Source organism: Phenylobacterium sp., from assembly GCF_037968635.1.
Taxonomy (GTDB): domain Bacteria; phylum Pseudomonadota; class Alphaproteobacteria; order Caulobacterales; family Caulobacteraceae; genus Phenylobacterium.
This window is the reverse complement of the sequence record NZ_JBBKVV010000121.1, coordinates 1-8593: the sequence shown is the minus strand read 5'-3', so window position 1 is coordinate 8593 and position 8593 is coordinate 1. Positions and strand designations below refer to the sequence as shown.

Below are 8593 nucleotides of genomic sequence, written 5' to 3'. Positions count from 1 at the left end.
TTGCCGCGCCAGCCGGCCTCGTCCACCAGCTTCCAGGAGGAGTGGCCCGGCGGGTTCTTGAAGGTGGAGCCGCCGGTCTTCTCGCGGATCGGCTGGGTGGTTTCGCGGCGCGCGGTGATCTCGGCCATGCGGGCCTCGACGGCGGCAGGATCGTCGGCGGTCCCTTCGAAGAGGGCGCCGGTGAAGATCAGGCCGCCCTGCGCCGCCCTGGCCGACTTGCGGTAGGAAAAGCCCATCTGCGCGTTGGAGAAGGTCACCCCCTCCCCACCCCGCGTCACCGCATAGGCCTCCACCAGCACGTCCTTGGTCTCGGCGCCGTAGCAGCCGGCGTTCATCATCGCCGCGCCGCCGATGGAGCCCGGCACCCCGCGATAGAATTCCAGTCCCGCGATCCCGGCCTTGCCGGCTTCACGGGCGACCATGGCGTCCAGGGCCGCCGCGCCCGCATAGATGCGATTGTCACCGCGCGGCTCGATCTGACCAAAGGCCCGGCCCGCCAAGCGGATCACCACACCCTCGACCCCGCCGTCGCGCACCAGGGTGTTGGAGCCGACGCCGAGCACGGTGACCGGCACGTCGGCGTCCAGGCTGCGCAGGAAGTCGGCCAGGTCGTCCTCGTCCTGCGGCAGGAACAGCAGGTCGGCAGGCCCGCCCACCCGGAACCAGGTGAAGGGCGCCAGCGGCTCATCGGCCAGCAGCTTGCCGCGCACCTTGGGGAGATGGTCGCGCCAGCTCACCTGGCGGCCAGGGCCTGAAGCTGCGCCGGCAGGGCATAGGCCCAGCTGGTGATGTCGCCGGCGCCGAGGCAGACCACCAGGTCGCCGGGGCGGGCCTCCTCGGCGACCACGCCGGCCAGGGCCGCCGGGCTCTCCAGCGCCACGGCGCGGCGATGGCCGAAGCGGCGCAGGCCCTCCACCAGGCCGTCGCGGTCGGCGCCCTCGATGGGGGTCTCGCCGGCGGTGTAGACGTCGGAGACGATCACCACGTCGGCGTCGTTGAAGCAGCCGCAGAACTCGGCAAACAGGTCGTGCAGGCGGGAATAGCGGTGCGGCTGCACTACGGCGATCACCCGGCCTTGGGTGACCGCGCGGGCGGCCTTGAGCACCGCGGAGATCTCCACCGGGTGGTGGCCGTAGTCGTCGATGATGCGCAGGCCGTTGACCTCGGCCACCGTCGTGAACCGGCGCCCGACGCCGCCGAAGGTGGTGAGACCCTTGCGGATATCGGCCTGCGACACCCCCAGCTCCCGGGCGATGGCCAGGGCGCCGAGCGCATTCATGACATTGTGGTGGCCCGCCATCGGCAGGTGCAGGTCTTCCCAGACCATCGCCTCGCCATCGCGGGGCGCGATGATGGCGTCGAAGCGCGAGCCGTCGGGGCCCATGGTGATCTTCTCGGCCCGGACCTCGGCCTGGGGATTGGTCCCGTAGGCGATGAGGCGGCGGTTGACGACCCGGGCGGCCATGGCCTGGACGTCGGGATGGTCGGTGCAGACGGCGGCGAAGCCGTAGAAGGGCACGTTCTCCACGAAGTCCTGGAAGGCCTTCTTCACCGCGTCGAAGTCGCCGTAATAGTCCAGGTGCTCGGGGTCGATATTGGTGACGATGGCGCAGGTGGACTTCAGCTTCAGGAAGGTGCCGTCGCTCTCGTCGGCCTCCACCACGATCCACTCGCCCTCGCCCACCTTGGCGTTGGTGCCATAGGCGTTGATGATCCCGCCATTGACGACGGTGGGGTCCATGCCGCCGGCGTCCAGCAGGGCGGCCACCAGGGAGGTGGTGGTGGTCTTGCCGTGCGTGCCGCCCACCGCCACCGAGAACTGAAGACGGGTCAGCTCGGCCAGCATCTCGCCGCGATGCACCAGGGGCAGGCGCCGTTCGCGGGCCGCCAGCATCTCGGGGTTATCGGCCTTGATGGCCGTGGAATAGACGATGGCCGAGGCGCCCTCGATATTGGCCGCCCCCTGGCCGATGAAGACCTTGATCCCCAGCTTTTCCAGCCGCTCGGTGTTGGCGCCGGCCTTGGCGTCGGAGCCCTGCACGCTGTAGCCGATGCGCAGCATGATCTCGGCGATGCCGCTCATGCCGATGCCGCCGATGCCGATGAAATGCACGGGGCCGACGGCGAACGGGACGGGACGGCGGTTCATCGGTTCACTTCCGCGCTGCGGTCTTCTCGACCAGATCGGCCAGGCGCTCGGCGGCGTCGGGCTTGGCGATGGAACGGGCGCCGGCCGCCATGCGCGCCAGGCGGTCGGGATTGGTCAGCAGCTTTTCCAGCGCATTGGCCATGGAGTCGACGGTCAACTGATGTTCGCGGGCCATCTGGGCGCCGTGGGCGTCGACCATCACCTGGGCGTTCTGGCCCTGGTCGTCGTCGAGCGCGATGGCGAGCGGCACCAGGATGGCGGGCTTTCCGGCGATGGCGAATTCGCAGACCGTGCCCGCGCCAGCCCGGCCAACCACCAGGTGGGCGTCCTTCAGGCGGCCGGCCATGTCGCGGAAGAAGGGGGCGATCTCGGCCTCCACCATGGCGTCGGCATAGATTTTCCGCGCGCCCTCCATGTTCTCGGCCCGGGTCTGCTGCTGCACCTTCAGGCGCGCGCGCAGGGCCTCGGGCAGGGCCAGGATCGCCTGGGGCATCAACTCCGACAACAGGCGCGCGCCCTGGCTGCCGCCGGTGATCAGCAGGCGGATCGGGCCGCCCTCCTCCGGCGGCGCATAGGGCAGGTCAAAGAGCGCGCGAATCTCCGGCCGCACCGGATTGCCCACCACCACGGCGCTGGCGGCCACCTTGGGCGGGGCCTTCTGCAACATGGGGAAGGCGCAGGCGACGGCCTTCACGTGGCTCACCAGCCGCCGGTTGGCGCGGCCCATGACCGAGTTCTGCTCATGCATCACGGTGGGCAGGTTCAGGGTGATCCCGGCCAGCAGGCCCGGCACCGAGGGATAGCCGCCGAACCCCACCACCACGTCAGGCTTGATGCGGCGGAAGGCGGCGCGGGCCTGCATGACGCCGCGAAGGATGGATAGGCCGGCCAGGGCCATGCCCACCGGGTCGCGGGGCTTGTAGGTGCGGGCCGACAGACCGATCCGCTCCTCGGCCGGGAAACTCTCGGCGAAGGCGGCGGCGCGCTCATCGCTGGCCAGCACGATACGCCAGCCACGGGCGATCAGGGCCTCGGAGAGGGCCTGGGCGGGGAAGAGGTGCCCACCGGTGCCTCCGGCGGCGACGACGGCGATCTTGGGCATGGGAGCGCTTTAGGCGAACGCCGCGGACTTGGCGAGGCCCTCGCCCTGGGAATAGGCCCCCGGACGGCGCCTGGTGAGCGCCAGGGCCAGGCCCAAGGTCAGGCAGATGGCCAGCATGGACGAGCCGCCATAGGAGATGAACGGCAGGGTCATGCCCTTGGTGGGGATCATGTTGAGGTTCACCGCGACGTTGATGAAGACCTGTTCGCCCACCAGCACGAAGAGGCCCGCAGCGGCCACCTGTTGGAACGGGTCGGTCAGCTTCATGGCCTTGTAGAGCCCGCGGATCACCACGAAGGCGAACAGGGCGATGAGGATCAGCGAGAAGATCAGGCCGTATTCCTCGGCCGCGACCGAATAGATGAAGTCGGTGTGGAGGTCGGGCACGTGGCGCTGCATGACGCCCTCCCCCGGACCGCGCCCGAAGAACCCGCCCGCCGCGATGGCCTCCGCCGCCCGGTCCACCTGATGGGTGTCGGCCCGGTCGGGACTGAGGAAGCGGTCCACCCGGCTGGCCACGTGGGGGAACAGGAAATAGGTCGAGGCAAGGCCGGCCAGGGCGGTGCCGCCCAGCAGCATCACCCAGGACAGCGGCACCCCGGCCATCCAGAAGGCGGCGCCGAAGGCCACGGTGATCAACACCGTCTGGCCCACGTCCGGCTGGATCAACAACAGGGCGACCGACAGCAGGTACAGGCCAAAGGCGATGGTGACGCCGGGCACGCCCTCGCCCTTCTGTCCCTCGGCGAACATCCAGGAGACCAGGATGATCAGGGCCGGTTTCATGAACTCCGACGGCTGCAGCGTGAAGCCCGCGAACTCCATCCAGCGGGTCGCGCCCTTGGCGCTGTGGCCCATCACCGGCAGGATCATCATGATCGCGATGGCGGCGATGTAGATGAAGAAGGCCGCGCGGCGCACGCCCTTGGTGTCCAGCATCGAGGTGGAGATCAGGATCGCGGCGCCCACCGAGGCGAAGACGCACTGGCGGACCGCGAAGTGGAAGGGGTCGCCGATGTTCATCCGCGCCGCGGCCGACGGGCTTGCGGCGAAGGACATCAGGACGCCCAGGATGATCAGCACGCCCAGCGCACCCAGCATCCAGCGGTCGATCGTCCACCACCAGACCCCCACCGGGGTGCGGTCGCTGCGCGCGAAGGCGTGGGCCTGCTGGCCATGGGCGGTCATGCGCGGGCGCCCTTGGCCGCCGGCCTGGTGAGGCCCTGGACGGCGGCGCGGAACGCCTCGCCCCGGGCCTCGAAGTCGGCGAACTGGTCAAAGGAGGCGCAGGCCGGCGACAGCAGCACCACGGCGTCCTGGCCCTTGGCGGCGGCGTCGGCATGGGCCTTGGCCACGGCGACCTCCATGGTCCCGCAGTCGACCGTCGTGGCCTTGCCCTTCAGGGTCGCCCCGAAGGCCTCCGAGGCCTCGCCGATCAGATAGGCCTTCTCGATCTTGGGGAAGAGGTCGGCCAGGGCGTCGATGCCGCCGGTCTTGGGCTGGCCGCCGGCGATCCAGTAGAACTTGGGATAGCTCGACATCGCCTGGCGGGCGGCGTCGGTGTTGGTGGCCTTGCTGTCGTTGACGAAGCGCACGCGGCCCACCTGGCCCACGGTCTCCATGCGGTGCGCCAGGCCCGGGAAGCTCATCAGCCCCTCGGCGGCGTCCTCGGCGGAGATGCCCAGGCCGCGGGCGGCGGAATAGGCGGCCGCCGCGTTCTGCCAGTTGTGGCGGCCCGGCAGGGACCGGGCCCGCAGCAGGTCGGCGACCTCCACGGCGCGCTCGCCGGTGGCGTCGTAGAGCAGGCCCTGCAGGGCGTAGACGCCCCGGCCCATGGCCTTGGACGCCGAGATCGGCACGATGGTGCGGCGGTTGGCGGCGGTGATCTCGGTGCAGATCCGCTGGCCCCAGGGATCGTCCACCCCGATCACGGCGGTGTCGCCCTTGCCCTGGTTCAGCAGGATGCGGCGCTTGGCGGCGACGTAGCCCTCCATCCCGCCGTGGCGCTCCAGGTGATCGGGGGAGACGTTCAGCAGGATGGCGACGTCGGGCTTCAGGCTGGTGGTCAGGTCGAGCTGGTAGGAGCTCATCTCCAGGACGTAGACGGCCCCGCCGTGCATGTCCTCGAGGTCCAGGACCCCCACCCCGATATTGCCGCCGACCCGGGTGTCACGGCCGGCGGAGGCGCAGATATGGCCGATCAGGGCGGTGGTGGTGGACTTGCCGTTGGTGCCGGTGATGGCGACGATCTTCGGGCGCTTGTGTTCGGGGGCGGCGTTCACGGCGCGGGCGAACAACTCCATGTCGCCGACGATCTCGACGCCGAATTCGCGGGCCTTGGTGACGGTCCAGTGCGGCTCGGGATGGGTCAGGGGCACGCCCGGCGACAGCATCAGGGCGGCGAACTGCGTCCAGTCGGCGGTGGTCAGGTCCACCAGCGGCAAACCCTCGGCCTGGGCGGCGGCGCGACCCTCGGGACGCTCATCCCAAAGCGCCACCTGGGCTCCGCCGGCCACCAGCGCGCGCGCGGCGGCCAGACCCGTACGGGCCAGGCCGAACACGGCGACCGTCCTGCCTTCGAAGCCGCGGACCGGGATCATGACCTGTTCAAGCCCTCCCCTACCGCAGCTTCAGGGTGGCGAGGCCGAAGATGGCCAGCATCACCGCGATGATCCAGAAACGGATCACCACGGTGGATTCCGACCAGCCCAGCTTCTCGAAGTGGTGGTGGATCGGGGCCATGCGGAACACCCGCTTGCCCGTCAGCTTGAACGAGGCGACCTGGATCATCACCGAGAGGGTTTCCAGGACGAACAGGCCGCCAATGATGCCCAGCACGATCTCATGCTTGGTGGCCACGGCCACGGTGCCGATGGCCCCGCCCAGGGCGAGCGAACCGGTGTCGCCCATGAAGATCTTGGCCGGGGGCGCGTTGTACCAGAGGAAGCCCAGGCCCGCCCCGATCATGGCCCCGCAGAACACCCCCACCTCGCCCACCCCGGGCACGAAGTGGAGTTGCAGGTACTTGGCGAAGACGTAGTTGCCGACGAGGTAGGTGATCAGGCCGAAGGCGGCGGCGGCGATCATCACCGGCACGGTGGCCAGGCCGTCCAGGCCGTCGGTGAAGTTCACGGCGTTGGCCGCGCCGACGATGATGAAGGCGCCGAAGGCCAGGTAGAACCAGCCCATGTCCAGCAGCAGGCCCTTGAAGATCGGGAAGGCCACCGAGGTGGCCAGTTCCGGCGATTCCGGCGGGCGGCCCCCGTAGATGACGATCAGGGCGACGGCGGCGAGCGCGATAAGCGTCTCCAGCAGCAGCCGCACCTTTCCCGAAACCCCGTCGGTGGTCTGTTTGGTGACCTTGGCGTAGTCGTCGGTGAAGCCGAGGATGCCGTAGCCCACGGTGACCAGGATCACGGCCCAGATATAGACGTTGGACAGGTCGGCCCACAGCAGCGTGCCCACCAGGAGGCCTGCCAGGATCATGACGCCACCCATGGTGGGGGTGCCGGCCTTCTCAACGACGTGACGGGCGATGCCGTCGGCGCGGATCGGCTGGCCCTTGCCCTGCTTGGCCTGCATCCAGCGGATGAAGCGCGAGCCCATGAGCGCCACCACCAGCTGCGCCGTGAACAACGCCATACCGGTGCGGAAGGTCAGATATTTCAGAAGGTTGAGAGCGGGAATATGACCGCTCGCGGACATCTGCTCGTAGAGCCAGTAGAGCATCAGTCCCCCCTCCCTGAACGCGCATCGAGGGCGACCAGCGCGGCTGTCACCGCGCCCGCCTTCGAGCCGTTGGAACCCTTGACCATCACCAGGTCCCCAGGCTCTACGGACCGGGTGACCTGCGGCGCCAGCTCGGCCGCAGAAAGGGCGTACCCGCCCCGCCGAGTCGGCGGAAGAGCGTCCCAGAGGGATTTCATCAAAGGTCCGGCACAGAACACCTGGTCGATCCCGGCCTCGGCCAGCGGTTGCGCCAGCCCGGCATGGTATTGCGGGCCGCCCTCGCCCAATTCCAGCATGTCGGTCAGCGCGACGATCCGCCGCCCCGAGGTCTTGCGCGCGCCAAGGCTCTTGAAGGCCGCGATCATGGAGATCGGATTGGCGTTGTAGCTCTCGTCGATCAGGGTGAAGTCCCCGCCCGGCAGTTGGATGGTTCGCTCCGCGCCGCGGCCCTCCAGCGGTTCGAAGGACCCGAGCGCGGCCAGGCTGTCGCTCAGCGAGACCTCGAGGACCTCCAGCATCAGCAGCACCGCCATGCTGTTGGGGCCCCAGTGGAAGCCCTTCTGCAGGATCGGGAAGTCCAGGGCCTTGCCGTGCAGGCGGGCCTGGACCACCGCGTGGTCGGCCTGGGGCTGGAAGTCGATGAGGCGCGCGTCACAGGCTTCGCCGGCGCCGAAGCTCAGAACCTTGGCGCCGGCCTTGCGGGCCGTGTCGCTCAGCAGGTCGAACCAGGCGTTGTCGGCGTTGAGGATGGCGACGCCGCCAGGCTCAATGCCGTCGAAGATTTCGGCCTTGGCGCGGGCCACGCCGATCTCACCGTCGGGGAAGTTCTCCACGTGGACCGCACCCACCGTGGTGATGGCCACCGCGTGGGGACGGACGAAGCGGCTGAGCGGGGTGATCTCGTCGGCGTGGTTCATGCCGATCTCGAAGACCGCCCGCTGCGTATCGCGGGGCATGCGGGCCAGGGTCAGGGGCACGCCGATGTGGTTGTTGTAGCTCTTCACCGAGGAGTGGGCCTTGCCGGCCAGCATCAGGCCGGCGCGCACGGCCTGGGTCACGCTGGTCTTGCCGACCGAGCCGGTGACGGCGCCACGGCGCACCTGGGGCGCTCGAACGCGGGCGGCTTCTCCCAGTTTTTCCAAGGCCTTGAAGGTGTCTTCCACCAGGACATGGGGCCCCTCGACCGCCTGGCTGACCAGGGCGCCTGTCGCGCCCTTGCCAAGCGCCGGGGCCACGAATTCATGGCCGTCACGCACGCCGGCCAGCGCCACGAACAGGTCGCTGGTCTCGATGGAGCGGGTGTCGATGGAGACGCCGAGGGCGGCGAAGTCGCCCACCACCTTGCCGCCCGTCGCCTGGGCGATCTCGTCTGCGGTCCAGAGGCTCATGGCTGGCCTCGCAGGGCCTGTTCGGTCTCGATTACGTCGTCGAAGTGATGCACCACTCCAGCGATGGTCTGGGTCTGCTCGTGACCCTTGCCGGCCACCACCAGGATGTCGCCTGCCTTGAGCAGCGCCACGCCCGCGCGGATCGCCGCCCGGCGGTCGCCGATGTTCTGCAGGCCGGTGGTTCCGGCTGAGACCTCGGCGCGGATCGCGGCCGGGTCCTCGCTG

Annotated in this window: 7 protein-coding genes and 1 pseudogene; all 8 read right to left on the bottom strand. The window is 69.4% G+C overall.

Features of this window, described 5'->3' with window-relative positions:
• On the bottom strand, positions 1-737 hold a 737-nt coding region (gene murB / locus AAC997_RS14915; RefSeq protein ID WP_340646489.1), incomplete at its 3' end, for a UDP-N-acetylmuramate dehydrogenase.
• Positions 734-2149, bottom strand: coding sequence for a UDP-N-acetylmuramate--L-alanine ligase (gene murC, locus AAC997_RS14910; RefSeq protein WP_340646488.1), 1416 nt, complete (start codon positions 2147-2149; stop codon positions 734-736). The genes murC and murB, both read right to left, overlap by 4 nt.
• 4 nt (positions 2150-2153) lie before the next feature.
• The gene (murG, locus tag AAC997_RS14905; RefSeq protein ID WP_340646487.1) at positions 2154-3251 is read right to left on the bottom strand and encodes an undecaprenyldiphospho-muramoylpentapeptide beta-N-acetylglucosaminyltransferase; all 1098 of its coding nucleotides are present in this window, start codon (positions 3249-3251) and stop codon (positions 2154-2156) included.
• 9 nt (positions 3252-3260) lie between these two features.
• Positions 3261-4439 (bottom strand): putative lipid II flippase FtsW, encoded by a 1179-nt coding sequence (gene ftsW / locus AAC997_RS14900; RefSeq protein ID WP_340646486.1) that lies wholly within the window; start codon positions 4437-4439, stop codon positions 3261-3263.
• Positions 4436-5851, bottom strand: coding sequence for a UDP-N-acetylmuramoyl-L-alanine--D-glutamate ligase (gene murD, locus AAC997_RS14895; protein ID WP_340646485.1), 1416 nt, complete (start codon positions 5849-5851; stop codon positions 4436-4438). The genes ftsW and murD overlap by 4 nt, the downstream gene beginning before the upstream one ends.
• 19 nt (positions 5852-5870) lie before the next feature.
• A complete protein-coding gene (gene mraY / locus AAC997_RS14890; RefSeq protein ID WP_340646484.1) occupies positions 5871-6980 on the bottom strand; it encodes a phospho-N-acetylmuramoyl-pentapeptide-transferase in 1110 nt (369 codons plus the stop codon).
• Positions 6980-8368 (bottom strand): UDP-N-acetylmuramoyl-tripeptide--D-alanyl-D-alanine ligase, encoded by a 1389-nt coding sequence (gene murF / locus AAC997_RS14885; RefSeq protein ID WP_340646483.1) that lies wholly within the window; start codon positions 8366-8368, stop codon positions 6980-6982. The genes mraY and murF overlap by 1 nt, the downstream gene beginning before the upstream one ends.
• A pseudogene (locus AAC997_RS14880) lies at positions 8365-8593 on the bottom strand (UDP-N-acetylmuramoyl-L-alanyl-D-glutamate--2,6-diaminopimelate ligase); the annotation flags it as partial. The pseudogene AAC997_RS14880 and the gene murF, both read right to left, overlap by 4 nt.

What these genes read in the sequence shown, in the direction of transcription:
- murG (WP_340646487.1), bottom strand. Translation starts at nt 3,251, where the DNA reads ATGCCCAAGATCGCCGTCGTCGCCGCCGGAGGCACCGGTGGGCACCTC.
- ftsW (WP_340646486.1), bottom strand. Translation starts at nt 4,439, where the DNA reads ATGACCGCCCATGGCCAGCAGGCCCACGCCTTCGCGCGCAGCGACCGC.
- murD (WP_340646485.1), bottom strand. Translation starts at nt 5,851, where the DNA reads ATGATCCCGGTCCGCGGCTTCGAAGGCAGGACGGTCGCCGTGTTCGGC.
- mraY (WP_340646484.1), bottom strand. Translation starts at nt 6,980, where the DNA reads ATGCTCTACTGGCTCTACGAGCAGATGTCCGCGAGCGGTCATATTCCC.
- murF (WP_340646483.1), bottom strand. Translation starts at nt 8,368, where the DNA reads ATGAGCCTCTGGACCGCAGACGAGATCGCCCAGGCGACGGGCGGCAAG.
- murC (WP_340646488.1), bottom strand. Translation starts at nt 2,149, where the DNA reads ATGAACCGCCGTCCCGTCCCGTTCGCCGTCGGCCCCGTGCATTTCATC.